This is a genomic window from Bradyrhizobium sp. Pha-3 (assembly GCF_042258615.1).
Taxonomy (GTDB): Bacteria; Pseudomonadota; Alphaproteobacteria; order Rhizobiales; family Xanthobacteraceae; genus Bradyrhizobium.
Window position 1 is genome coordinate 3,880,324 of record NZ_CP170152.1, and the last position, 22,877, is coordinate 3,903,200.

At 66.5% G+C, this 22,877-nt stretch carries 23 protein-coding genes; 11 read left to right on the forward strand and 12 right to left on the reverse strand.

Features of this window, described 5'->3' with window-relative positions; all coding sequences use genetic code 11:
- The first annotated feature begins 1 nt into the window (after position 1).
- The gene (locus tag ACE10Z_RS18205; protein WP_375789141.1) at positions 2-1,027 is read left to right on the forward strand and encodes an ABC transporter substrate-binding protein; all 1,026 of its coding nucleotides are present in this window, start codon (positions 2-4) and stop codon (positions 1,025-1,027) included.
- A 7-nt stretch (positions 1,028-1,034) separates the two neighbouring features.
- Here the strand turns inward: ACE10Z_RS18205 and ACE10Z_RS18210 are convergent, their stop codons facing one another.
- Together ACE10Z_RS18210 and murI are read right to left on the reverse strand one after the other, a co-directional pair.
- Positions 1,035-1,811: an HpcH/HpaI aldolase/citrate lyase family protein gene (locus ACE10Z_RS18210; protein ID WP_375789142.1), complete on the reverse strand. Its 777-nt coding sequence runs from the start codon at positions 1,809-1,811 to the stop codon at positions 1,035-1,037.
- A gap of 59 nt (positions 1,812-1,870) precedes the next feature.
- Entirely contained in the window at positions 1,871-2,668 is a 798-nt protein-coding gene (gene murI / locus ACE10Z_RS18215) for a glutamate racemase (protein WP_375789143.1), read from the reverse strand.
- 172 nt (positions 2,669-2,840) lie between these two features.
- Between murI and ACE10Z_RS18220 the strand changes: the two genes are divergently transcribed.
- Both ACE10Z_RS18220 and ACE10Z_RS18225 read left to right on the forward strand, forming a co-directional pair.
- Positions 2,841-3,440 carry a cytochrome b gene (locus ACE10Z_RS18220; protein WP_375789144.1) on the forward strand — a complete coding sequence of 200 codons (600 nt, stop codon included), beginning with the start codon at positions 2,841-2,843 and terminating at the stop codon, positions 3,438-3,440.
- Positions 3,441-3,533: 93 nt separating this feature from the next.
- Entirely contained in the window at positions 3,534-4,562 is a 1,029-nt protein-coding gene (locus tag ACE10Z_RS18225) for an agmatine/peptidylarginine deiminase (protein ID WP_375789145.1), read from the forward strand.
- Positions 4,563-4,784: 222 nt separating this feature from the next.
- Here the strand turns inward: ACE10Z_RS18225 and ACE10Z_RS18230 are convergent, their stop codons facing one another.
- The 4 genes from ACE10Z_RS18230 to ACE10Z_RS18245 all read right to left on the reverse strand — a co-directional run bounded on the left by ACE10Z_RS18230 (position 4,785) and on the right by ACE10Z_RS18245 (position 9,656).
- Positions 4,785-5,957, reverse strand: a complete 1,173-nt coding sequence (locus ACE10Z_RS18230) for a M20 aminoacylase family protein (RefSeq protein ID WP_375789146.1) — start codon at positions 5,955-5,957, stop codon at positions 4,785-4,787.
- A gap of 184 nt (positions 5,958-6,141) precedes the next feature.
- The gene (gene purB / locus ACE10Z_RS18235; protein WP_375789147.1) at positions 6,142-7,449 is read right to left on the reverse strand and encodes an adenylosuccinate lyase; all 1,308 of its coding nucleotides are present in this window, start codon (positions 7,447-7,449) and stop codon (positions 6,142-6,144) included.
- 166 nt (positions 7,450-7,615) lie between these two features.
- Positions 7,616-8,284 carry a response regulator gene (locus ACE10Z_RS18240; RefSeq protein ID WP_375789148.1) on the reverse strand — a complete coding sequence of 223 codons (669 nt, stop codon included), beginning with the start codon at positions 8,282-8,284 and terminating at the stop codon, positions 7,616-7,618.
- A 1-nt stretch (position 8,285) separates the two neighbouring features.
- Positions 8,286-9,656 carry a sensor histidine kinase gene (locus ACE10Z_RS18245; protein WP_375789149.1) on the reverse strand — a complete coding sequence of 457 codons (1,371 nt, stop codon included), beginning with the start codon at positions 9,654-9,656 and terminating at the stop codon, positions 8,286-8,288.
- 221 nt (positions 9,657-9,877) lie between these two features.
- On the opposite strand from ACE10Z_RS18245, the gene ACE10Z_RS18250 reads away from it, so the two are divergent.
- The 7 genes from ACE10Z_RS18250 to ACE10Z_RS18280 all read left to right on the forward strand — a co-directional run bounded on the left by ACE10Z_RS18250 (position 9,878) and on the right by ACE10Z_RS18280 (position 15,587).
- On the forward strand, positions 9,878-10,654 hold the full coding sequence (locus ACE10Z_RS18250) for a MotA/TolQ/ExbB proton channel family protein (protein ID WP_375789150.1): 777 nt from the start codon (positions 9,878-9,880) through the stop codon (positions 10,652-10,654).
- On the forward strand, positions 10,651-11,322 hold the full coding sequence (locus ACE10Z_RS18255; RefSeq protein ID WP_375789151.1) for a hypothetical protein: 672 nt from the start codon (positions 10,651-10,653) through the stop codon (positions 11,320-11,322). The genes ACE10Z_RS18250 and ACE10Z_RS18255 overlap by 4 nt, the downstream gene beginning before the upstream one ends.
- The gene (locus ACE10Z_RS18260) at positions 11,315-11,923 is read left to right on the forward strand and encodes a hypothetical protein (protein ID WP_375789152.1); all 609 of its coding nucleotides are present in this window, start codon (positions 11,315-11,317) and stop codon (positions 11,921-11,923) included. Before ACE10Z_RS18255 ends, ACE10Z_RS18260 begins: the two co-directional genes overlap by 8 nt.
- 607 nt (positions 11,924-12,530) lie before the next feature.
- Positions 12,531-12,665, forward strand: coding sequence for a hypothetical protein (locus tag ACE10Z_RS18265; RefSeq protein ID WP_279705295.1), 135 nt, complete (start codon positions 12,531-12,533; stop codon positions 12,663-12,665).
- Positions 12,662-13,255, forward strand: coding sequence for a TetR family transcriptional regulator (locus tag ACE10Z_RS18270; protein ID WP_298374879.1), 594 nt, complete (start codon positions 12,662-12,664; stop codon positions 13,253-13,255). Before ACE10Z_RS18265 ends, ACE10Z_RS18270 begins: the two co-directional genes overlap by 4 nt.
- Positions 13,256-13,362: 107 nt before the next feature.
- Positions 13,363-14,103 carry a metallophosphoesterase family protein gene (locus tag ACE10Z_RS18275; protein ID WP_375789865.1) on the forward strand — a complete coding sequence of 247 codons (741 nt, stop codon included), beginning with the start codon at positions 13,363-13,365 and terminating at the stop codon, positions 14,101-14,103.
- A 5-nt stretch (positions 14,104-14,108) separates the two neighbouring features.
- Complete coding sequence (locus ACE10Z_RS18280; protein WP_375789153.1) at positions 14,109-15,587, forward strand: serine/threonine protein kinase; 1,479 nt, start codon at positions 14,109-14,111, stop codon at positions 15,585-15,587.
- Positions 15,588-15,801: 214 nt separating this feature from the next.
- Here ACE10Z_RS18280 and rpe read toward each other — a convergent pair whose 3' ends face one another.
- A complete protein-coding gene (gene rpe, locus ACE10Z_RS18285) occupies positions 15,802-16,503 on the reverse strand; it encodes a ribulose-phosphate 3-epimerase (protein ID WP_375789154.1) in 702 nt (233 codons plus the stop codon).
- Between the two features lie 252 nt (positions 16,504-16,755).
- Between rpe and ACE10Z_RS18290 the strand changes: the two genes are divergently transcribed.
- The gene (locus ACE10Z_RS18290) at positions 16,756-17,577 is read left to right on the forward strand and encodes an EF-hand domain-containing protein (protein ID WP_375789155.1); all 822 of its coding nucleotides are present in this window, start codon (positions 16,756-16,758) and stop codon (positions 17,575-17,577) included.
- On the opposite strand, the gene ACE10Z_RS18295 is transcribed toward ACE10Z_RS18290, so the two are convergent.
- The 5 genes from ACE10Z_RS18295 to livM all read right to left on the reverse strand — a co-directional run bounded on the left by ACE10Z_RS18295 (position 17,574) and on the right by livM (position 22,872).
- Positions 17,574-18,569, reverse strand: a complete 996-nt coding sequence (locus ACE10Z_RS18295; RefSeq protein WP_375789156.1) for a P1 family peptidase — start codon at positions 18,567-18,569, stop codon at positions 17,574-17,576. The two genes, ACE10Z_RS18290 and ACE10Z_RS18295, sit on opposite strands and share 4 nt — an antisense overlap.
- Positions 18,570-18,685: 116 nt before the next feature.
- Positions 18,686-19,804: a branched-chain amino acid ABC transporter substrate-binding protein gene (locus ACE10Z_RS18300; protein WP_375789157.1), complete on the reverse strand. Its 1,119-nt coding sequence runs from the start codon at positions 19,802-19,804 to the stop codon at positions 18,686-18,688.
- A gap of 166 nt (positions 19,805-19,970) precedes the next feature.
- A complete protein-coding gene (locus ACE10Z_RS18305; protein ID WP_375789158.1) occupies positions 19,971-20,720 on the reverse strand; it encodes an ABC transporter ATP-binding protein in 750 nt (249 codons plus the stop codon).
- Positions 20,717-21,550 (reverse strand): ABC transporter ATP-binding protein, encoded by an 834-nt coding sequence (locus tag ACE10Z_RS18310; RefSeq protein ID WP_375789159.1) that lies wholly within the window; start codon positions 21,548-21,550, stop codon positions 20,717-20,719. The genes ACE10Z_RS18305 and ACE10Z_RS18310 overlap by 4 nt, the downstream gene beginning before the upstream one ends.
- A complete protein-coding gene (livM, locus tag ACE10Z_RS18315; RefSeq protein WP_375789160.1) occupies positions 21,547-22,872 on the reverse strand; it encodes a high-affinity branched-chain amino acid ABC transporter permease LivM in 1,326 nt (441 codons plus the stop codon). The genes ACE10Z_RS18310 and livM overlap by 4 nt, the downstream gene beginning before the upstream one ends.
- Positions 22,873-22,877: the final 5 nt, after the last annotated feature.

The following is a 22,877-nucleotide window of genomic DNA, read 5'->3' on the forward strand; positions in this document are numbered from 1 at the left end:
GATGCCGATCGAGGCCTGCCTGCTGCCCCGCAAGATCAGCCGTCGACGTCTCCTCGGCGGAAGTATCGGCGCGGCGCTGAGTGCCGCGGCGATCGCTGCACCCGCAATCGCGCGGGACCGAGCCCGGCTGCGGCTCGGCTATCTCCATGTCGTCGCCGTCGACGGCCAGATCCTCACCGGCCTCGACCGCGGCTCGTTCGACCGCGAAGGGGTCGATTTCGATCTGGTCGAGTTCAACACCAGTCTCGAGGTGGTGCAGGCGATGGCCGCCGGCAAGCTCGACGTGCTGTCGGCCGGCGCCGTGATCTCGAGCCTGCTGCCGCGTGGCGGTTACACCGCGTTCCTTGTCAACGACATCGAGATCGCGACCGCCCAGCTGTGGGTGCGGCCCGACAAGGGCGTGCGGGCGTTCGCTGACCTCCGCGGCAAGCGCATTGCGACCACGCGGATGAGCACGGCCCACATCTTCCTGGATCGCGCGTTGCGCGCCAACGGCCTCGCGCCGGCCGATGTCGAAATCGTGAGCAGCAGCATGTCCACGGCGGTGGACGCGTTCATCGCCGGCGAGGTGCCCGCCGTCGCGCTGTGGGTCCCGTTCGATACCGCGGTGCGTGAAAGGGCGCCCGGTGCCATCAAGCTGGTCGATGCATCCGCCTACTATCCGCAATCCGCCGTCGTCGGCGGCTGGGTCGCCCGGCAGGACTATTTCGGCGCCAACCGGGACGTCTTCGCCCGGGTCATCCGCGGCTGGGCCGATGCCAACGACCACATGCTGCGCAACGGCAAGGCCGCGACCGGTGCGTTGCAGAAGAACCACTATCCGCAGGCGTCGCTCGCCGATATCGAGGAGGCGCTGGCGGCGCAGAAGATGTTTTCGTCGCGGGAGTGGAAACGGCTCTATGCCGACGGCACGGTGGCGAGATGGCTGCAGCAGGTCAGCGATTTCTTCCTGACCGAGGCCCCGCTTGCGGCCGCGATACCGGCCACGCAATATTTCGATCCGAGCCTTTATCTCGCGACGATCTAGCGCTCTCCTACCGCTTGATCCCGGCGAACGCGGCTGCGATGCCGCGCTGGAACAGCGACCAGTCGAAGCCGAGCGCGAGCGCGAGGTAACCGCGCTCGATCATCGCATTGGCCTGCTCGGCGGTGCGCGCGACGCCGCCGATCGGCACGCCGCTCTTCAGGATGCCTTGTTCGGCGCGCTGCATCAGCGCGACCACTTCGGGATCATCAGGCAAGCCGCGCTTGTTGATCGAGGTGGCGAGATCGCCGGGCCCGATCACCGCGAGGTCGATTCCCGGCGTCGCCATGATCTCGTCGATCCGGTTCACGGCATCGACATGCTCGATCGTGATCATGCAGATCATGTCGTCGTCGGCGGTCGCCATGTAGTCGTTCATCGAGACGCCCCAGCGGAACGGTGCATGGAACGGCCCCCAGAGCCGGTCGCCGTTCGGCGGATAGCGCACGCTGCGCGCGGCCTTCTCGGCGTCGCCTCGGTTGCAGATCATCGGGAAGTTGATGCCGAGCGCACCGATGTCCATCGGCGCCTTGGCAAGATGGGGCTCGTTCGCGCCGATCCGCACCATCGGCACGCATGGCGTGCCTGAAGTGGCCACGATCATCGCATGCGCGGTGCCGAGGTCGATCGGCCCGTGCTCGAGGTCGACGATGATCCAGTCCAGCGACTGCGCCATGATCTGCACGGTCTGGATGCTCGGAATGGTCGCGATCGCGCCGAAGGTCGGGCGCTTGTCGCGCCATGCCTGGCGCAGGCGATTGAGCGGCGTCAGCGGGGCTGGGGTCAAATGCGGTCCTCCCTCGAAGGAGGGCAGAGGCTAGCAGCGCGTTGTGACGGCGAAAAGGATCAGGCGGGGACGCGGCCGCCAAAGAACGGCGTCAGCGCTTCGGTCAGCCTGTGCGGGCGCTTCGAGGTGAAGATCATCTCGGCACCGGCCTCGTCGCTCTCCGTGCCGGCAGGACCGAGCAAATCGGCGACGCGGCGGGCGATCGCCGGCGCCGGATCGATCCAGTCGACCGGCCAGGGCGCGAGCCGGGTCAGGCGCTCCAGCAGCAGCGGATAGTGCGTGCAGGCGAGCACGACGGTATCGGTGCGGGCGGGGTCATTGGCGCCATCGCCGACGAAGCAGGGGGCCAGTTCGGCGGCAATGTCCTCGTCGCGCACGGTCTGGCCGCTCAGCGCGGCCTCGGCAAGCGAGGCGAGCTCGCCGGAACCGACCAGGGTCACTTCGCAGCCCTGCGCGAAATCCGAGATCAGCTTGCGGGTATATTCGCGCTTCACGGTGCCCCTGGTGCCGAGCACCGAGACGCGCCGTGTTTTCGACGAGGCGCAGGCCGGCTTGATCGCCGGCACCGTGCCGACGAAGGGCAGGCGGTAGGCGTCGCGCAGATGCGACATGACCAGGGTCGATGCCGTGTTGCAGGCGATCACCACGAGGTCGGGCGTGTGGGCCTCGATCAGCTCTCCGACCAGCGGCACCACCCGGGCGATGATCTCGTCCTCGGTATGGTGGCCGTAGGGGAAGAAGGCGTCGTCGGCGACATAGACATAGTGCGCGTCGGGCCGGGCCCGGACGATCTCGCGCAGCACGGTGAGGCCGCCGAGGCCGGAATCGAAGACAAGGATGGTCGGGGGAGTGGACACGGTGAAAAGTCTATCCGAAGCAGGGTTACCATTCAGTTGTTTTGGCTATCCGGCCTCTGCGGCCGACAAAAGGCGGTGAAGGCGGGAATTTCATATGGCCTTGACCTATCCCTGCAAGTATCACGGCAAACTATTGCTGCGACGTGCGAAATCCAAACGGGGCCACTCGACCATGATCCGCAATACCACCGCAAGCTGGGGCTCGCTCGCCCGTGCGTTCCACTGGGTGCTGGGCATCACCATCATCGGCATGCTGGCCTATGGCTGGTGGATGAACCACTTCCCGGCGCGGGCGGACAAGTTCTTCTACCGGTCGATCCATGCCGATATCGGCTACATGGTGCTGCTGCTGACCGTGCTGCGGCTGCTCTGGCGCGGCGTCAACCCGACGCCGGCGCTGCCGGCCGACATGCCCGCCTGGCAGCGGATCGCCGCCCACGTCAACCACGGCGCGCTTTATACCGTCACCATCCTCGTCGCGATGCTGGGCTGGGCGCATTCCGGATCCCGTGCCCAGGACTATTCGAGCTTCTTCGGCCTGTTCCACGTTCCCCAGATCACCTCGCCCGACAAGGCGGCGGCGGACGCCTATGAAGGCCGCCACATTTTCTTCGCCTATGTGCTGCTCGCGCTGATCGTGCTGCACCTTGCCGCGGTCGCGTTCCATCATTTCGTCAAGCGCGACCGGGTCGCCGCGCGGATGATGGGGGCGGGCGAGGTCGACCCCGCCCACGAGGTAGCGCGGGCGGCGACGTCCAGGACGAGCGGATGACCGCCGAGTCTTGACGGCCAGGTGATGGCATCGCACCGGCGTCGGCGCTAGTCTGGCGGCGAACCCCGGAGGGCCATCGCGGCCAGGACGCTCGTGGACGATTTGGCGCGGGACAATGCGAACTGGCGGATGCCGGACGAGGCCGCGCCGCATGCCGCGACCTGGATGGCCTTCGGCGCCAGCGCCGCGATCTGGGGCGGCAAGCTGCTTCCGGTCGCGCGGGAAAATCTCGCCAACATTGCCAAGACGATCGCGGCCTATGAACGCCTCAACATGCTGGTGCGCGAGGAGGACCGCGAGATTGCCGCGCGGCTGTGCGGTCCCGCGGTCAGCCTCGTCGTGCAACCGGTCGACGACGTGTGGATGCGCGACACCGGACCGGTGTTTGTGAGGGACCCGTCGGGGCAACTTGGCGCGGTCGGTTTCAACTTCAACGGCTGGGGCAACAAGCAACGCCATGCGCTCGATGCCGAGGTCGCCGCGTATGTGGCGCGGGCCGCGGGGGCGACGTTCGTCAAGGCGGGCCTGGTGCTGGAAGGCGGCGGGATCGAAGTCGACGGTGAGGGAACGGCCATCATCACCGAGAGCTGCGTCCTCAACCCAAATCGCAATCCTGATGTCTCCAGGGACAAATGCGAAGCCGAGCTGTCTCGCCTGCTCGGGCTGGAAAAGATCATCTGGCTGCCCGGCATCGCCGGCAAGGATATCACCGACGGACATACCGACTTCTACGCACGATTTGCCGGTCCCGGCGTGGTCGTGGCGGGCCTCGAGGTGGACCCGTCGTCGTTCGATCACGCGGTGACCAGGCGACACCTCGATATCCTGCGCGGCGCTGTCGATGCGAAGGGCCGGCGTCTGGATGTCGTGGTGTTGCAGGGCCCGTCGACGGTGCGTCCAAAGCACGGCAGCAAGGACTTCGCCGCCGGCTACATCAATTTCTACGTCTGCAACGGGGCCGTGATCGCCCCGGAATTCGGCGACGCGACCGCGGACCGCAACGCGCGCGATATCCTGCGAGAGCTGTTTGCGGACCGGGAGATCGTCCAGCTCAACATCGACGGCATCGCTGCCGGCGGCGGCGGCATTCACTGCACCACGCAACAGCAGCCGCGTTCGTGACACGTTGAGCTGGAACGCCGCCGAAGGTGCACCTCTCCCTTGGGAGAGGTCGATTTGCGCAGCAAATCGGGTGAGGGGTTACGGTCTATCGAGAGAGCAGGAGCCCTCACCCGGATTGCACTGGACGATGCTCCGCATCGCCAGGCGCAATCCGACCTCTCCCCGACGGGGAGAGGTGGACCGAGCTTGCGGCGAGCTGATTCAACCCAATCTCATCGCGCGCTAGCCCGCCGGCATCTGCTTCTCGACCAGCCGCACCCAATACGACGCGCCGTGGCCGAGGATGTTGTCGTTGAACTTGTAGGCCGGGTGGTGGCACATCGGGCCGTCGCCCATGCCGAGGAAGACGAACGCGCCGGGCCGCGCCTCCAGCATGAAGGCAAAATCCTCGGCGCCCATCACCGGCACCAGATTGTCGTTGACGCGCTCGGTGCCGGCCACATCGCGGGCGACCTCGGCGGCGATGCCGGCCTCACGCGCATGGTTCAGCGTCACCGGATACATGCGTCCATAGTCGGTCTCCGCCGATCCGCCATAGGCTTTGGCGATGTTGGAGGCGACCTCGCCGATCCGGCGCTCGACCAGATCGCGCACGCCGGGATCCAGCGTGCGCACGGTGCCGCCGAGCGTGACGGTCTCCGGGATCACGTTGAACGCGGTGCCGGCCTCGAACATGGTGATCGAGATCACAGCCGATTTCAGCGGATCGACATTGCGCGACACGATCGATTGCAGCGCATTGATGATCTGGGCGCCGATCAGCACGCTGTCGACCGCCTCGTGCGGGGCGGCGCCGGCGTGGCCGCCCTTGCCGCGGACGACGATCTTCAAGGTGTCCGACGAGGCGAGCATCGGGCCGGGCGTGGTCGCGAAATAGCCCTCGGGCAGGCCGGGCATGTTGTGCAGGCCGTAGACCTCCTGGATGCCCCAGCGGGTCATCAGCCCGTCGTCGACCATCGCCTTGCCGCCGGCGCCGCCTTCCTCGGCGGGCTGGAAGATCACGACCGCGGTGCCGTCGAAATTGCGGGTCTCGGTGAGGTATTTCGCGGCGCCGAGCAGCATCGCGGTGTGGCCGTCATGGCCGCAGGCGTGCATCTTGCCGGGGATCTTCGAGGCGTAGGCGACGCCCGAGGCCTCGGCGATCGGCAGCGCGTCCATGTCGGCGCGCAGCCCAATGGTCTTGCCCGAACCGGACTTGCGGCCGCGGATCACGCCGACCACGCCGGTGCGTCCGATCCCCGTCACCACCTCGTCGCAGCCGAACTCGCGCAGTCTGTCGGCGACGATGCCGGCGGTGCGGTGCACCTCATAGAGCAGTTCGGGATTCTCGTGGAAGTCATGGCGCCAGGCGGCCATTTCATCCGAGAGGGCAGCAACGCGATTGACGATGGGCATGGGAGCGTCCGTTTCTTGTGGGCTTTGTCGGGCGGGCAGCCTAGCCTAACCCGCCGACTTGTCACGCGGGAATGGCACCGAATCCGCAGCCCGTAGCCCGGATGCAGCGCAGCGCAATCCGGGGTCTGTACCCGGCGGCAAGATCCCCGGATTTCGCTTGCGCTGCATCCGGGCTACAGAGTGTTCACGCTTCGCCGAACACCCGCTTGAAGATCGTGTCGACGTGCTTGAGGTGATAGCCGAGGTCGAACTTCTCCTCGATCTCGGCGTCCGTCATGTACTTTTTCACGTCCGGGTCCTGCTTCAGTAGCGTCTGGAAGTCGCCTTCGCCGCGCCAGACCGGCATCGCGTTGCGCTGCACGAATTTGTAGGCGTCCTCGCGGCTGGCGCCCTTCTGGGTCAGCGCGATCAGCACGCGCTGCGAATGCACGAGGCCGCCGAGCCGGTCGAGGTTCTTCTGCATGTTCTGCGGATAGACCAGCAGCTTCTCGATCAGGCCGGCGAGCCGGACCAGTGCAAAGTCGAGCGTGACGGTGGCGTCGGGGGCCATCATACGCTCGGCCGAGGAGTGCGAGATGTCGCGCTCATGCCACAGCACGACATTCTCCAGCGCCGGCGTCACATAGGCGCGCACCATGCGCGACAGGCCGGAGAGGTTCTCCGATAGCACCGGATTGCGCTTGTGCGGCATTGCCGACGAGCCCTTCTGGCCCTCGGAGAAGAACTCCTCCGCTTCCAGCACCTCGGTGCGCTGCAAATGGCGCACTTCCACCGCGAGCCGCTCGACCGAGGCGGCGATCACGCCGAGGGTGGCGAAATACATTGCGTGGCGGTCGCGCGGGATCACCTGCGTCGAGACCGGTTCCGGCCGCAGGCCCATCGCCTTCGCGACGTGCTCTTCGACCCGCGGGTCGATCTGGGCGAAGGTGCCGACCGCGCCGGAGATCGCGCAGGTCGAGATCTCGTCGCGCGCGGCGACCAGGCGGGCGCGGGCGCGCGCGAACTCGGCATGGGCATAGGCGAGCTTGAGGCCGAAGGTAACCGGCTCGGCATGGATGCCGTGGGAGCGGCCGATGGTCGGCGTCATCTTGTGCTCGAAGGCGCGCGTCTTCAGCGCCGCCAGCACCCGGTCGAGATCGGCGATCAGGAGGTCGGCGGCGCGCTTGAGCTGGACGTTGAGGCAGGTGTCGAGCACGTCGGAGGAGGTCATGCCCTGATGCACGAAGCGCGCCTCGGGACCGACGATCTCGGCGAGATGGGTCAGGAAGGCGATGACGTCGTGCTTGGTCTCACGCTCGATCTCGTCGATCCGCGCGACGTCGAAGGTGGCATCCTTGCCCTTGGCCCAGATCGTCTTCGCGGCTTCCCTGGAGATCACGCCGAGCTCGGCCAGCGCGTCGGCGGCATGTGCCTCGATTTCGAACCAGATCCTGAAACGCGTCTGTGGCTCCCAGATGGAGGCCATTTCCGGGCGGGTATAACGGGGGATCATTGCGTACTCCGAATCGAGCAGGGTGGGCCCGCTCACAGCGGAATATAGTGCGGAAAACCGGCCAAAATAGCCGGCGCGGCGGCCGTAGCCCGGACGAGCGCAAGCTAGATTCGGAGACTTGCCGCCGGTGCCGGGTGTCGCTGCGCTCACCCGGGCTCCAAGGCGGCTACAAATTCGCCAGCCCGCATTCGACGGCCAGGCGGACCAGCTGGGCATCGGTCCGCATGCCGGTCTTGGCCTTGATCAGATAGTGGTAGTTCTGCACGGTCTTGGTGCTGAGGTTGAGGTTTACAGCGATCTGTTCCTTGGTGTGGCCTGCCGCGAACTGCCGGAGAATCTCGATCTCCCGCTCGCCGAGCTGGTCGAGCGCCGATTTGGACGGCACCAGGCTCTCCAGCGCGAGCACCCGGGCGACGTCGTCGCTCATCGCATGCTCGCCGCGCGCCACCCGGCGGATCGCGGCGATCAGCTCGGCCGGCTCGCTGCCCTTGGTGACGAAGCCGCTGGCGCCGGCGCCGAACGCCGCCTTCACTTGGGCGGCCTCGCTGTGCATGCTGAACACCAGGACGCGGGCGTCGGCATCGCGCGCGCGGATGTTGCGGATCGCTTCCAGTCCGCTCGCGCCGGGCATCGAAATGTCCATCACCACCACATCGGGTTGGTGCGACTTGAAGGCGCGGTAGGCATTGGCGGCGTTGTCGGCCTCGGCGACCACGCTGAAATCGTCCTGATGTTCCAGCACGCGCCGGTAGCCCTGGCGAACGACGGGATGATCGTCGACCAGGAGGATCGAGATGCCGCGAGTCTTTGCGGCTATCGTCTTCGCGGTCGTCATCTCAGGCAGCAAGCGGAATCGTGGCGGCGACGGAGAGGCCGCGGCTGGCCCGCGCGATCGACAGCGAACCGCCGAGCGCTGCGACGCGCTCGCTGACACCGGTGAGACCGAAGCCCGCCGACTGCGCCACCTTGACCGCGTCGCCGCCGCCATCGTCCTCGACCCGCACCAGCAGCGCGTTCTCGGCTCCGGTGCGCCGCTCGATCCGCAGCACGATCTCGCGCGCGGCGCTGTGGCGCAGCGCATTGGTCAGGCACTCCTGCGCGATGCGATAGGCAGTCGCGGCGACCGTGCCGCTGATGTCGGCGAGATCGCCCTGCAGATCGAGCTGGATCATCGGCTGCGTGGTACGCGATCGGCAGCTGTCGACCAGATTGACCAGGCTTGCCTCGAGCCCGAGCTCCTCGGCCGGCGGATGGCGCAGGCGGTTCAGCGTATCGCGCAGGCAGGCGATGATGCGGCGCGTGGCCTGCGAGATCATCCGTGCATCCTGGGCAATCTCGGTGCCGGCGGCGTATTTGTCCCCGGCGCTTGCCTCGATCGTGGTGGCGAAGGCGAGGATCGCGGTGAGATTCTGACCGAACTCGTCGTGCAGCTCGCGGGCCAGCGCGCGGCGTTCGTCGCTGCGGATTTCGAGCAGCCGCCGCGTCAGCATCGTGCGCTCCTCCTCGGCCCGCGCGAGGCGGTCGCCGAGATCGCCGACGGCGCGTCCGATCATCGCGAGATCCATCGAGCGGACGCGCGGCAGCGGCGTGCGGTACTCGCCGTCGGCCATGCGCCGCAGCGCCGACACGATCGAGTGGGCGGGCGCCAGCGTGTGCGCGATCGCGAGCGAGGCGAGCAGCGCGATGGCCAGCGCCATCAGGAGCGCGACATGGATGTTGTCCAGGATGTGCTGCCAGGCAAGCGCGATCGCGGCCTCCGGATCGGAGATGGCGCGGACGGTTCCCGCGGTCGCGGCGCGGGCGCTGATCGGCCGCTCGACGGTGGCGTGATCGCCGAGCACCGATTGCACCGTTGCCGCGAACCAGCGCGGCGGCGCCTTGCCGATCCCCTTGCTCTGGCCGCAGAGCGGCTTCTCGAAGGCGCCGGCTGGTTCGAACTGCACGCAGATCCCCGGCGCGATCAGTCCCATGGTTTCGATGGTGCGCCAGTCCGGCGCCGGCAGCAGTTGTTCGCGCATCCGGTTGCTGCGCAGCAGCAATTCGCGCCAGTACAATGCTTCGAGCGCCTGCGAGACCCGCTCGGCGGAAGCCGATGTGGCGCGATCGACGCTGCGATAGGCATCGATCGTGGCCCAGACGGTGGCCGCGCCGAGGCACAGCGCGACGATGACGAGCAGGCGGGCGACCAGTTGAAGCACGAGGCGCATGCGATCACTCCACAGCCGGAGCATGATCCAGAATGAGGGGCGAAGCGTAACAGCAACCCCGTTCCCGGCAAGTGCAAGCATGCCCAGCGATGCAGGTCGGGAAATTTGCCCGACGAAACTTGGGCAGATGTCTTTGGACGGCGCACGCCGGCTCTGCTCTAACGGGAGGCGAGGCCCTTGCGGAGCCTCATGGAACAATCGTCACAGGGAGATCAAGCAGCATGAATGCCAAGGTCGGCGCCGCCGCATCGGCCGGCACGGATGCGGCGGAGCGCAGCGTGCTGCTGCTCTGGATGATCTTCACCGGCCTTTCGGTGTTCGCCGCCTTCCTGCTGTGGCGCTACGGGCTGATCCGCCTCATGGTCAATTCCGATCGCACCTACATTTCCAGCATCATCGCCGTTCTCTACATCGTCACCTGCATCCATTGCTTCTGGCGGACGCGGGCGATTGCGCGGGAAGGGGAGGTCGCGCGCGGCTGCCGCGCCATCCTCGCCGCGCCCGATGGTGCCAAAGCGCTGGCATCGGATGCGCGCGGCCTGCCGGGCGGCCTCGTCACCGATCACATCAAGAGCCTGGTGCAGAAGGCCGATGCGCAAGCCAAAGGCCGCATCGACCAGACCCTGCTGCTGCGGACGCTGGCCGACCGCCTGCGCGGGTCTAACGGGTTTGGCGCCTTCGTCTCCGATACGCTGATGAAACTCGGCCTGCTCGGCACCATCATCGGCTTCATCATCATGCTGGCGCCGATCGCCTCGCTCGATGCCGCCGACAAGGTGGCGATGAAATCGTCGATGGGCCTGATGAGCGACGGCATGGCGGTCGCGATGTACACGACGCTGGCCGGGCTGATCGGATCGGTCCTGGTCCGGATCCAGTACTACATGCTGGATTCCGCGACCCAGCGGGTGTTTTCCGATGCCGTCGTGCTGACCGAGACGCACGTCACACCGGCCCTGGAACGCCGCCTTGGTACGCCCCTTGGAACGCTGCCATGATGGATGAGTTCGGGCTCTATCCGCGCGAGGAGCCGTTTGATCCGCTCGGCGTGATGCTGTTCAAGGCGCTGCAGGTGATCGCCTTCCTGTTCTTCCTCGCGCTGCTTTCGGTGTCGCCGGATTCCAAGGAAGGCAAGATCGAATCCAAGGCGGAGTTCATCATCACGATGGACTGGCCGGACAACCATCCCGATGATCTCGACCTGTTCGTGCAGGACCCGGCCGGCAACATCGCCTGGTACCGGCATCGCGAGGCCGGCTTCCTGACGCTCGATCGCGACGATCGCGGCGGCGCCAACGACTTCATCGTGGTCAACGGCAAGAAGATCGCATCGCCGATCCGCGAGGAGATCGTCACCCTGCGCGGCTTCGTCGCCGGCGAATACACCGTCAACGTCTCGCATTTCCAGGCGACGACCGGTGAGCCGGTGCAGGCGAATGTGAAGGTGCAGAAGCTCAATCCGACGGCGCAGGTGATCTTCGACGACAAGCTGACCGTCAACCACACCGGCGACGAGAAGACCGCGGTCAGGTTTCGCCTCGACGCCGAGGGCAAGGTGATCAACGTCGACCGGCGGCCGAAATCGCTGCTGGAGACGTTCCGCAACGTCCACGCCAACGGCGCCGATCTCGACCCGAAGACCGGGGTGAGGATGCGCCGTGATTAGTCTGCAGTCAGTCATTTTCACGCTTGCGGTGGCCTACGCGATGGTCGGCGCGCTGCTGCTGATCGTGCTGGTCTATGCGCGCCTGCACTGGTCGTTGAAGGCTGTCGTCATCGTCGTCACAAGCGCGTTCTATTTCGTCAGCTTCGGTGGGATGCGCGGCCTGCTCGGCTGGGCCTCCGCGGAAAAGCTGCCGGCGAATTTCAAGCTGCTGTCGACGCGGATCGTGGAGCCGCATTCGCTGGAGGGCGATCCGGGCTCGATCTATCTCTGGGTCGAGGAGCTCGACGAGGACAACCGGCCGAGCGCCGTGCCGCGCGCCTTCCGGATTCCCTACAGCGACGCGTTGGCCGAGCAGACCCACACCGCCGACAACGAGATCAAGGCCGGGCATCCGCAGGGCGGACGGGCAGCGGATTTCGGCGGCGGCGACGGCACCATCATGGATTTCGTCAGGGAGTACATCACGCCGAAGACAATCCTGGAGACCACCGGCGGCGATTCCACGACCGGCACCTTCGTGCCGCCGCCGGCAGGCGCGCAAGGATCGGTCTTCACGCCGCTGCCACCGCCCCGGATGCCGCCCAAGGACGAGCAGCAATAGCAGGATGCGCACCAACGCGCGGATGGCATAAAAATAGGGATCGCCAATAATCGGTCAGCCGGGTGGACAGTAGTCATCCGGAATCCCGCCAATGGTCAGCCCGGTGTAATCTGTTCCTAACCGGGGCTAGATTTCATCCCGAAGCCATTTTCCCGGCAAAGGGGCCGCTGCGTGAAGCGGCCCCTTTCGATTCCGGTGCTCTGAGTCGGCCTCAGAGCACTGTCAGGAACGCGATCGCGAGAACCATCAGCCACCCGACGATGACGAGCGAGATCACCGCGCCCGCGGTGATCTTTACGATCTCCTTGAAGGTCATCGGCCGGTCCATGGAAGCCTCTCCCGGGTAGCCCTAAGGGGGACATATGCACGGACCGCCGGATCGCCCGGCTGCTCACGGAACGGTGTAGCGCCCATAAGCCAAACGCCGGGGCGGAGCCCGCCCGGGGTCCGGCTATCATTTCACAAAATATTGTCTGACAGATATTGAAATCTGTCATCGGGATGGTGTATATACTAACCAGCCCAAGGGAGGAGGGCGCCCAGTGGCTGTTCCGGCGTTTGGCCGGGGGAGCCGTACTTAATTTGACTACCTCGAAGGACTACCTCCATGACGATAGAAATCTTTCAATTGACCGCCCAGATTCAACAGTGGCTCAATCTTCGCGTCGCCCGCCATTTGGCAGCCCAGGCAGCCAAGTTCACCCGCGGGCAGGACGGCGATAACCAGACGGTAAACGCATGAACGAGGCGGTGGTTTTGACTCCGGAGCGGATCCTCGAAGCAACCGAGGATGTTTTGAGGCGCTTCGGGCTCGCCAAGGCCACCGTTGTCGACGTTGCCCGTGCGCTGGATGTCAGCCACGGCAGCGTGTACCGCCATTTCCCCAGCAAAGCCTCGCTCCGTGACGCGGTCGCCAAACGCTGGCTCGACCGCGCCAACGAGCCGCTGTGCAAGCTCGCGGCAAGCGATGGCCCTGCGCCGGAACGGCTGGAGAAATGGCTGCGCACCGCCTTCACGATCAAGCAGAAGAAGGTCTGCGACGATCCCGAGATGTTCGCGACCTACCTCGCGCTGGCGCAGGGCGCCCGTGAGGTGGTGGAGGCCTACAAGGACAAGCAGGTCGATCTGATCGCGAAGATCCTGTCCGACGGTGTCGCGCAGGGCGTGTTCGAGGTCGACGATGTGAAGGCGACCGCGCGGGCCGTATTCGACGCAACCGTCCGCTACCATCACCCGGCGCATGCCGAGGAATGGGCCAAGCCGGAATGCCCGTCGCGGATCGACGCCCTGATCGCCCTGCTGCTGCGGGGCGTGCGGGTGTGCAAGCACTAATCGACCTTTCTTCCAACATCCTCTGACCAGCTGATGCCTTTGGCCCGATTGCGAGCCCGGGGCCGCGTGTGCTTGATATCGGGTACGGATCAGCACCACGGACCACGATGCGGCTCGCGCTCTTTGCCGATATTCATGCCAACCGGCAGGCCTTCGCGGCCTGCCTGGACGTCGCGCGCGCGCGCGGCGCCGAGCGGCTGATCTGCCTCGGCGATATCGTCGGCTACGGCGCCGATCCGGAATGGGCCGTCGATACGGTGATGGACCTCGTCGCGAAGGGCGCGGTCGCGGTGCGCGGCAATCATGACAATGCGATCGGCGTGCCGAGCGACAGCATGAATGCCGACGCGCAGGCCGCGATCGACTGGACCCGCGGCCGGCTCAGCGGCGAGCAGAAGCAGTTCCTCGCCGAGCTTCCGATGTTGCGGGAAGAGGACTACCGGCTCTATGTGCATTCCGAGGCGTCCGACCCTGCGAAGTGGCGCTACGTCCGCGACACCTCGGATGCCGCGCGCAGCATGATGGCAACCGAATTGCAGATCACCTTCTGCGGCCACATCCATCGTCCCGGCCTCTACTCGATGTCCTCGACCGCGAAGATGACGAGCTTCGTTCCGACCGCGGGTGTTGCGGTGCAGTTGCTGACCGGCCGGCGCTGGCTCGCCGTGCTCGGCTCGGTCGGCCAGCCGCGCGACGGCGATCCCGCCGCATCGTTTGCGATGTTCGACACCACAAGCCGCGAGATCACCTATCATCGCGTGCCCTACGACGTCGCGACCGCCGCGGCGCGGATCAAGGCCAACGGCCTGCCGCTCTGGCTCGCCGACCGCCTGCCGATCGGCAGGTGACTGACATGGCGGCGCTGACGATGCAGGCGGGCGCCGAGATCGATGGCTTCACCATCGGCGAGCGCGTGCACCGCGGCGGCATGGCGACGCTGTGGAGCGTCACCCATCCCGGCATCACCGTGCCGCTTTTGATGAAGGTGCCGCTCACCTCGGAGGGCGAGGATCCGGCCGCGATCGTCAGCTTCGAGATGGAGCAGATGATCTTGCCGCGGCTGTCGGGGCCGCACGTGCCGACCTGCTTCGGCACCGGCGATTTCGAGCGCCAGGCCTATGTGGTGATGGAGCGCATCCCCGGGCAGACGCTCTACAAGCGGCTCGACGCGCTGCCGCTGCCGTATGAGGAGGTGAGGGTGATCGGCGGCAAGGTCGCGACCGCGCTCGCCAGCCTGCACCGGCAGAACGTCATCCATCACGACATCAAGCCGAGCAGCATCATGTTCCGCGAGCGCGGCGAGGCAGTGCTGATCGATTTCGGTCTCTCGCATCACCAGCATCTGCCCGACCTGTTGCAGGAGGAGTTCCGGCTGCCTTACGGCACTGCGCCCTACATGGCGCCGGAGCGCCTGCTCGGCGTGCGCGACGATCCGCGCAGCGACCTGTTTTCGCTCGGCGTGCTGCTCTATTTCTTTACCACCGGCGTCCGCCCGTTCGGCGAGACCGAGACCCTGCGCGGCATGCGCCGGCGGCTGTGGCGCGATCCCGTTCCGCCGCGCAAGCTGAAGCCCGACTATCCGCTTTGGCTGCAGGAGATCGTGCTGCGCTGCCTGGAGATCGATCCGGCGGCGCGCTATCCGACCGCGGCGCAGCTTGCGTTCGATCTCGGCCACCCCGAGCAGGTCAAGCTGACGGCGCGGGCGCAGCGGCAGAACCGCGATCCGCTCGGCACGGTCTGGCGCCGCCGCTTCAATCTCGGCGCGGTGCCGCCGCAGCCGAAGTCTGATGTCGCAGCGCAGCTCGCATCGAGCCCGATCGTTGCCGTCGCGCTCGATCTCGGCGAAGAGGCCGAAGCGCTGAACGAGATCATCCGCGTCACCGCCGAGCAGGTGCTGTCGACGTCGCCGTCGGCGCGGCTCGCCTGCGTCAACGTGCTGAAGCTCAATCGCCTGGCGATCGACCGTACCCATGACGAGCAGGGCCAGAACAAGCATGTCGACCGCCTGGTGGCGCTCCAGCATTGGGCGCGGCCGTTCAGGCTCGCGGAGGGGCGGCTGACCGTGCATGTGCTGGAGGCGATCGATCCCGCCGCCGCCATCCTGGAATTCGCTGCGGTCAATCTGGTCGACCACATCATCGTCGGCGCGCGGCAGAACTCGATGCGGCGCGCGCTGCTCGGCAGCGTGTCCGCCAAGGTCGCCGGCGAAGCGCCGTGCACGGTGACCGTGGTGCGGCCGTCGCGGCTGATGCCTGCGACGGACGCTGATGAGGGCGATGGCGCGGCGGACCCGGCGGAGAATACCGCGGTCAGGCCGCCCGCCTTGTTCTAATCGTGTTGCGATTAGGCTGAGCTGGAACGGCATCGAAAGTTTACCTCTCCCTTGGGAGAGGTCGATTTGCGCAGCAAATCGGGTGAGGGGTTACGGTCTATCGAGAGAACAAGAGCCCTCACCCGGATTGCACTGGACGATGCTTCGCATCGCCAGGCGCAATCCGACCTCTCCCCGATGGGGAGAGGTGAAGTGAAGTCGCGGCCGCAGCCGATCAGATCGCTTCGCCACGCGCCCCGGCGGCCGCATGGCGGATCGCGGCGATGTTGGTCTTGTAGGCCTCGACGGTGCCGCCCTTGAAGACGGCAGATCCTGCGACAAAGGCGTTGGCGCCGGCGGCGGCGAGCTGGCCCGCGACATCGGGCGCGACGCCGCCATCGACCTCGATGTCGATCGGCCGGCCCGCGACCATCGCCCTGACGTCAGAGATCTTGCCGATCGCCGAGCGGATGAAAGCCTGGCCGCCGAAGCCGGGATTGACCGACATCACAAGCACGAGGTCGATCAGGTCGAGCACATATTCGATCGCGCTCGCCGGCGTTGCCGGATTGAGCGAGACGCCGGCCTTCTTGCCGAGCGCGCGGATCGCCTGCAGCGAGCGATGCAAATGCGGGCCGGCCTCGGCATGCACCGTGATGTGGTCGCAGCCCGCCTTGGCGAACGCCTCGAGATAGGGGTCGCAGGGCGAGATCATCAGATGGGCGTCGAAGATCTTCTTGGTGTGCGGCCGCATCGCCTTGATGACGTCGGGACCGTAGGAGATGTTCGGCACAAAATGTCCGTCCATCACGTCGAGATGGATCCAGTCGGCGCCGGCCTGGTCGACGGCGCGGACCTCCTCGCCGAGTTTTGAGAAATCCGACGCCAGGATCGACGGAGCGATGACGAGGGGACGCGGGGTGAATGACTGAGTCATGTCAGCTGTTCCGGAAGACTTCAGGGGGCGACGGGTGATCCCGCCTAACACGCGGACGCGTGGCGGGCAATGCGAGCGGACGGCACGGCGGAGCCGGAAAATTCTGCCGCCGGCGGCAGCTCTTGCCGGGTGCGCGGAACCCGCATCGATGCGCCAAGGCCTGGTTTTATTGGGTTTTTGCCATGGCACGCCGCTTGCTGCGCCTTTGCCAAGCGTTTGCGCCGCCAGGCGCGGCCTTGTTGGAGTATTGCCATGTTATTTGCCATTGGCGCTGCGTCATCCGCCATCGATCTCTTGAGCTCGCTGATGTCGTCGAAGTCGACGACACAGACCGGCAGCTCCACGCAGGGAAATCAGTCGACCGGGCTGTTCTCGGCCGCGACCAGCAGCTCGACGTCGACCAGCAGCAGCACCAGCGCCGGATCGGGCGGCAGCACCCCGCAGATTTCGCCGCAGACCATGAGCGCGCTGCTCGACGCGCAGAGCCAGTCGCAGACCACGGCTTCGACCAGTGCGACCCCAACCAGCCGGTCGGATGCGCTGAAGGACCTGTTCTCGCAGATCGACGCCGACGGCAACGGCCAGATCACCAAGGCGGAATTCGAGAAGGCGCTCGGCGCCGGCGGCACCAACACCGCGCAGGCCGACGACGTGTTCTCCAAGCTCGATACCAATGGCGACGGCAGCGTCAGCCTCGACGAGATGTCGAAGGCCCTGCAGGGCCACAAGGGCGGCGGCCACCATCACCACGCGGCCGGCGGCTCGACTGACGGATCCGGTGCCAGCAGCGGCTCGGGCGGATCGAGCTCCGATCCGCTGATGCAGGCGCTGAACGGCGCGACCTCGACGTCGGTGACCAACAGCGACGGCTCGACCACGACGACGACGACCTATGCCGACGGCTCGAAGGTGTCGATGACGTCGCCGGCGGCGGCTTCCACCACCAGCAGCGCGAGCTCGTCCTCCGCCGGCAGCAATGCCACCTCGTCCTACAATTTCATCGAGCAGCTGATCCAGCGCCAGTCGCAGGCGATCTCGGCCCAGGCCTCGTCGTCGCTGTCGGTCAGCGCCTAACCGAATCTGTCCCGCCAGCTCGGCAGCGCGCCGGGGAAGGGCAGGGCGGTGGCTGAATGGACGCCGCGTGCGATGGCGCGCGCCACTGTGTTGGCGGCGATCGCGCCGAGCTTGGTCAGCCCGAACAGCGGATCGACCGGCTTGGCGCCGGTCGCGGCGGCAAATACCACATCGCCATCGAGCGGGGCGTGCACCGGATAGATCGCGCGCGCCATCCCGGTCTGCGCCATCATAGCAAGGCGTCTCGCCTGCGGCTTGGTCAGCTGCGCATCGGTCACGACGACGACGAGCGTGGTGTTCTCGGCGGCGGTGGCGTCCGCGCCGCCCTTCAGCCGCATCTTCAGCATGTCCGGCGTGAACGCGGGCGGCAGGCCGCGCCCGCCGAATTCACCGTCGACCTCGAACGGCGCCGCCCAGAACCACGGGCCGCTGCCGACCGTGACGCTGCCGACCGCGTTGACCACCGCGAGCGCTGCGACCTTGACGCCGTCGTCGGTCACAGCCGACGCCGAGCCGAGGCCGCCCTTGAGGTTGGCGGTGGTCGCGCCCATGCCGGCGCCGACGCTGCCGAGCTCGAAATCGTCGGAGGCGGCATTCGCCGCCGCATAGCCGAGATCGCGATAGGGCGGAAAGCGTCCCCACGCCTTGTTGCCGCCGTTGAGCAGGTCGAAGCAGATCGCGCCCGGCACGATCGGGATCACCGCATCGCGGATGCGAAAGCCGCGGCCGCGCTCGGCGAGCCAGGCCTGCACGCCGCCGGCCGCGTCGAGCCCGAGCGCCGAGCCGCCGGACAGCGTGATGGCGTCGATCGCCTCGACGACATTGTGCGGGGACAGCAGCGCGTCCTCGCGGGTGCCCGGACCGCCGCCGCGGACATCGATCGAGGCCACCGCCGGCCGCTCGAACAGGATGGCGGTGACGCCGGAGGCGATCACTGCGTCGTCGGCGTGGCCGACGCTGACGCCGGCAATATCGGTGAGAAGGTTTTTCACGATGGGTCCGTCCGCCTGCTGTCCGATCGATCCGGTATAGCAGCCGCGGCGGATAAGCAAAACGCCCCGGCGGACCGGGGCGTTTCGTATCTCTGATCAGGTCAGATGCGAGAGGCTCAGGAGCCCTTCGGATTGATCTCGGTGTAGTTGCCCTTGGCGTCCCACTTGTAGACGACGTAGTCGATCGCCTTGATGTCGCCCTTGGCGTCGAAGCCCATCTTGCCGAGCACGGTGTCCCAGTCGCCGGCCTTGATGGTGTCCATCACCTTCTTGGCGTCGGTGGTGCCGGCCTTGGCGACGGCCTGTGTCCAGACCTGCATCGCGGCGTAGGTGTAGAGCGTGTAGCCTTCGGGATCGATGTTCTTGGCCTTGAACTTCTCGACGATCGCCTTCGCGGTCGGCTTGTTGCGCGGATCGGGGCCGAAAGTGAACAGCGTGCCTTCCGCGGCCGGGCCGGTGATCGAGGCGAACTCCTTGTCGTTCATGGCGTCGCCCGCCATCAGCACGGTCTGCAGGCCCTGGTCGCGCATCTGGCGCAGGATCAGGCCGGCTTCCTGATGGTAGCCGCCGACATAGACCAGATCGATATTGTCACGCTTCAGGCGCGAGACGATCGAGTTGAAGTCCTTGTCGCCCTTGTTGTAGGACTCGAACATCTTCTCCTGGAAGCCGGCCTTGTTCAGCGCCTTCTTGGTCTCGTCGGCGAGGCCTTTGCCGTAGGTGGTCTTGTCGTTCAGGATCGCAACGTTCTTGCCCTTGAAGTTCTTCATGATGTAGTCGGCGGCGACCAGGCCCTGCTGGTCATCGCGGCCGCAGACGCGCGCCACGTTCCAGAGCTTGCGCTCGGTGAACAGCGGGTTGGTCGAGGCCGGGGTGATCTGCAGCACGCTGGCGTCGGCATAGGCCTCGGAGGCCGGGATCGACGACGACGAGCAGAAATGGCCGGCCACGAACGGGATCTTCGAGGAGCCGATCTTTTCAGCGATCGAGCGCGCCTGCTTCGGATCGCAGGCATCGTCGTCGGCTTCCAGCGCGAGCTTCTTGCCGAGCACGCCGCCGGCGGCGTTGATATCGGCGACTGCCTGCTCGGCGCCGTTCTTCATCTGCCGGCCAAAAGCGGATTCGGAGCCCGTCATCGGGCCCGCGACTGCGATGGTGATGTCTTGCGCGAACGCGCTCGCCGATAATGCGAACGACGCGCCCAGTGCCAGGCCGATCAGCTTCAGTGATTTCATGAGACGTCCCTCGTGGTCGTTGCCTCTTGCGGAAGGGCCCGGCACGCCGGGCCCCAAAACCGCGGGCATTCTCGGCTGATTTCGCGGCGAAGTCACCGGCAATTTTCAGGCAATTCGACGCCACATCAGCCACACATTGCTGCAAGGGGCGGCGCTCAAGGGTGAGCTAGCCGCGTCGGCCGCCTTCCAGATAGGCGGCGCGGATTTCCGGGCGCTGCAGCAATTCGGCGCCGGTTCCGGCCAGCGTGATCAGGCCGTTGACCATGACATAGCCGCGATGGGCGAGCTTCAGCGCATGGTTGGCGTTCTGCTCCACGATCAGCACGGTGAGGCCGTCCTGCCGGTTCAGCGTGCGGATAGCATCGAAGATCTGGCGTGCGATCAGCGGCGCGAGGCCGAGCGAAGGCTCGTCCAGCATCAACAGGCGCGGCCGGCTCATCAGGGCGCGGCCGATCGCCAGCATCTGCTGCTCGCCGCCCGACAGCGTGCCGCCGCGTTGTGCGACGCGCTCCTTCAGCCGCGGAAACAGCGCGAACACACGCTCCAGCCCGGCCTCGCGTTCGGCGTCGCTGCATTCGGTGGCGTCGGCGCCCATCTGCAGGTTTTCGGCGACGCTCATGCGCGGAAAGATCCGCCGGCCCTCGGGCGATTGCGCGATCCGCAGCCGCGCGATCTCGTGGGTCGGCACGCCGGTGATGTCATGGCCGTCGAATTCGATGCGGCCGGCGCGGGCGCGCGGCCGGCCGAAGATCGTCATCATCAGCGTCGACTTGCCGGCGCCGTTGGCGCCGATCAGGGCGACGATCTCTCCTCGATTGATCTCGATGTCGACGCCCTTCAGCGCCTCGATCTTGCCATACGCCGCACGCACGCCGCGCACTGCGAGCAGGGGTGTGGTTGCCGCCGCCGCGCTCACGTGCCGCTCTCCATCACGGCGATCGCCTCTTCCTCGTCGGCGCCGAGATAGGCGGCGATCACCTTGGGGTCGTCGCGCACCGCTTGCGGCGTGCCTTCGGCGATCTTGACGCCGTAGTCCATGACCACGACGTGATCGGAGATCTCCATCACCACAGACATGTCATGCTCGATCAAGAGGATCGAGGTGCCCTGTTCGTTGCGGATAGACAGCAAGAGCTCGTTGAGCCCGCCGCTCTCGCGTGCGTTCAGCCCGGCCGCCGGCTCGTCGAGACAGAGCAGCGCAGGTTCTGTGCACATCGCGCGCGCGATCTCGAGCCTGCGCTGGTCGCCATAGGGCAGATTGCCCGCGGCGTCGTCGGCGCGGTCGAGCAGGCCGACGCGTTTGAGCCAGGTCCGCGCCAGCTCGATGGCGCGCGCTTCGGCCTCGCGCCAGGACGGCAGGCCGAGCAGGCCGAGCAGGGTCAGGCCCGAGGCGCGCATCAGCGCGTTATGCTGGGCGACCATCAGGTTTTCCAGCGCGGTCATGCCGGGAAACAGCCGGATGTTCTGGAAGGTGCGCGCCACCTTGGCCTGCTTGGAGATGCGGAAATCGTTCAGCCGCTCGAGCTGGATGGTGCGGCCGTCGTCATGGGCGAGGCGGATCGCGCCGCCGCTCGGCCGGTAGAAGCCGGTGATGCAGTTGAAGACGGTGGTCTTGCCGGCGCCGTTCGGCCCGATCAGCGCGGTTATCTTGCGCCGCTCGGCCGCGAAGGAGAGCTCGTTGACCGCGACGATGCCGCCGAAGCGCATCATCAGGCGATCGACGGTGAGGATGTGGTCGCCGCTCATCCGTGGCCCTCCTTGACGAGGTCGGAGGAGATCGCCTGGTTGCGTTCCAGGAACACGGTGGGCGCGCGATGGCCGATCAGTCCGCGCGGCCGCCAGATCATCAGCAGCACCATCGCGATGCCGAACACCAGCATGCGGTATTGATCGAGGCCGCGGAACAGCTCGAAGCCACCGATCATGGCGAGCGCGGCAAGCGCGACGCCAAGCTGCGAGCCCATGCCGCCGAGCACGACGATCGCCAGCACCAGCGCCGATTCCTGGAAGGTGAAGGATTCCGGGCTGATGAAGCCCTGCCGCGTGGCGAAGAACGCGCCGGCGAAGCCGCCGAACATCGCACCGGTCGCGAACGCCGTCAGCTTGGTGGTCGTGGTATTGATGCCGAGCGCACGGCAGGCGACCTCGTCCTCGCGCAGCGCCTCCCAGGCGCGGCCGATCGGCAGCCGCCGCAGCCGGATCGTCACCCAGTTGGTGAGCAGCGCCATCGCCAGGATCAGATAGAACAGGAACACGAGGCGGTGGGTCGGCGAGAACTCGATGCCGAGCTTGGCGGCGAGCCCGTCGTCGCCCGGTGTCAGCGGAATGCCGAACATGGTCGGGCGGGGAATTCCCGAGACGCCGTTGGGGCCGCCGGTCAGGCTCTGCCAGTTGATGATGACGAGGCGGATGATCTCGCCGAAGGCGAGCGTCACGATCGCCAGATAATCGCCGCGCAGCCGCAGCACCGGGAAGCCGAGCAGCACGCCCCAGAACGCCGCCAGGATGCCGGCGAGCGGCAGGCAGACCCAGAACGACAATCCAAAATTGGTCGCGAGCAGCGCGTAGGAATAGGCGCCGACCGCATAGAACGCGACATAGCCGAGGTCGAGCAGGCCGGCGAGGCCGACCACGACGTTCAAGCCCCACCCAAGCATCACATAGGTCAGGACCAGGATCGACAGGTCGAGAATGTAGCGCTGGTTGTAGAAGATGACGGGCACGAGGAACGCGAACACCAGGAGCGCGGGCGCCAGCCATCGTCCGGCGAACGAGATCGCTGATTGCACCGGCTTCGGCACAATGCTGTCCTTGTCGACCGGTCCCCACCATTGCCGCAGCAGCTCGACAATGATGCTGCCGCCGAACACCGTGCCAACGAGGGCGGCGAGGTCGCCGAACCGCGTCCAGTAGATCAGGCCGCCTTGCGGTCCGGCTTCGGTGCGCACGCCGATCATCAGCGAGAACAGCACCAGCGCGACCAATGCGCTGATCAGGGCTTTCTTGAGAATGAAGGCGCTGCCCGAGGGCTGCGCGGCGGGCGATGGGCGGGCTGAGGTCGCGCTCACGAAGT

Excerpts from the sequence above, each read along its gene's own strand:
- ACE10Z_RS18205 (WP_375789141.1), top strand. The coding sequence starts at position 2 with ATGCCGATCGAGGCCTGCCTGCTGCCCCGCAAGATCAGCCGTCGACGT.
- ACE10Z_RS18220 (WP_375789144.1), top strand. The coding sequence starts at position 2,841 with ATGATCCGCAATACCACCGCAAGCTGGGGCTCGCTCGCCCGTGCGTTC.
- ACE10Z_RS18230 (WP_375789146.1), bottom strand. The coding sequence starts at position 5,957 with ATGCCCATCGTCAATCGCGTTGCTGCCCTCTCGGATGAAATGGCCGCC.
- purB (WP_375789147.1), bottom strand. The coding sequence starts at position 7,449 with ATGATCCCCCGTTATACCCGCCCGGAAATGGCCTCCATCTGGGAGCCA.
- ACE10Z_RS18240 (WP_375789148.1), bottom strand. The coding sequence starts at position 8,284 with ATGACGACCGCGAAGACGATAGCCGCAAAGACTCGCGGCATCTCGATC.
- ACE10Z_RS18245 (WP_375789149.1), bottom strand. The coding sequence starts at position 9,656 with ATGCGCCTCGTGCTTCAACTGGTCGCCCGCCTGCTCGTCATCGTCGCG.
- ACE10Z_RS18250 (WP_375789150.1), top strand. The coding sequence starts at position 9,878 with ATGAATGCCAAGGTCGGCGCCGCCGCATCGGCCGGCACGGATGCGGCG.
- ACE10Z_RS18255 (WP_375789151.1), top strand. The coding sequence starts at position 10,651 with ATGATGGATGAGTTCGGGCTCTATCCGCGCGAGGAGCCGTTTGATCCG.
- ACE10Z_RS18265 (WP_279705295.1), top strand. The coding sequence starts at position 12,531 with ATGACGATAGAAATCTTTCAATTGACCGCCCAGATTCAACAGTGGCTC.
- ACE10Z_RS18270 (WP_298374879.1), top strand. The coding sequence starts at position 12,662 with ATGAACGAGGCGGTGGTTTTGACTCCGGAGCGGATCCTCGAAGCAACC.
- ACE10Z_RS18275 (WP_375789865.1), top strand. The coding sequence starts at position 13,363 with ATGCGGCTCGCGCTCTTTGCCGATATTCATGCCAACCGGCAGGCCTTC.
- ACE10Z_RS18280 (WP_375789153.1), top strand. The coding sequence starts at position 14,109 with ATGGCGGCGCTGACGATGCAGGCGGGCGCCGAGATCGATGGCTTCACC.
- rpe (WP_375789154.1), bottom strand. The coding sequence starts at position 16,503 with ATGACTCAGTCATTCACCCCGCGTCCCCTCGTCATCGCTCCGTCGATC.
- ACE10Z_RS18290 (WP_375789155.1), top strand. The coding sequence starts at position 16,756 with ATGTTATTTGCCATTGGCGCTGCGTCATCCGCCATCGATCTCTTGAGC.
- ACE10Z_RS18300 (WP_375789157.1), bottom strand. The coding sequence starts at position 19,804 with ATGAAATCACTGAAGCTGATCGGCCTGGCACTGGGCGCGTCGTTCGCA.
- ACE10Z_RS18310 (WP_375789159.1), bottom strand. The coding sequence starts at position 21,550 with ATGAGCGGCGACCACATCCTCACCGTCGATCGCCTGATGATGCGCTTC.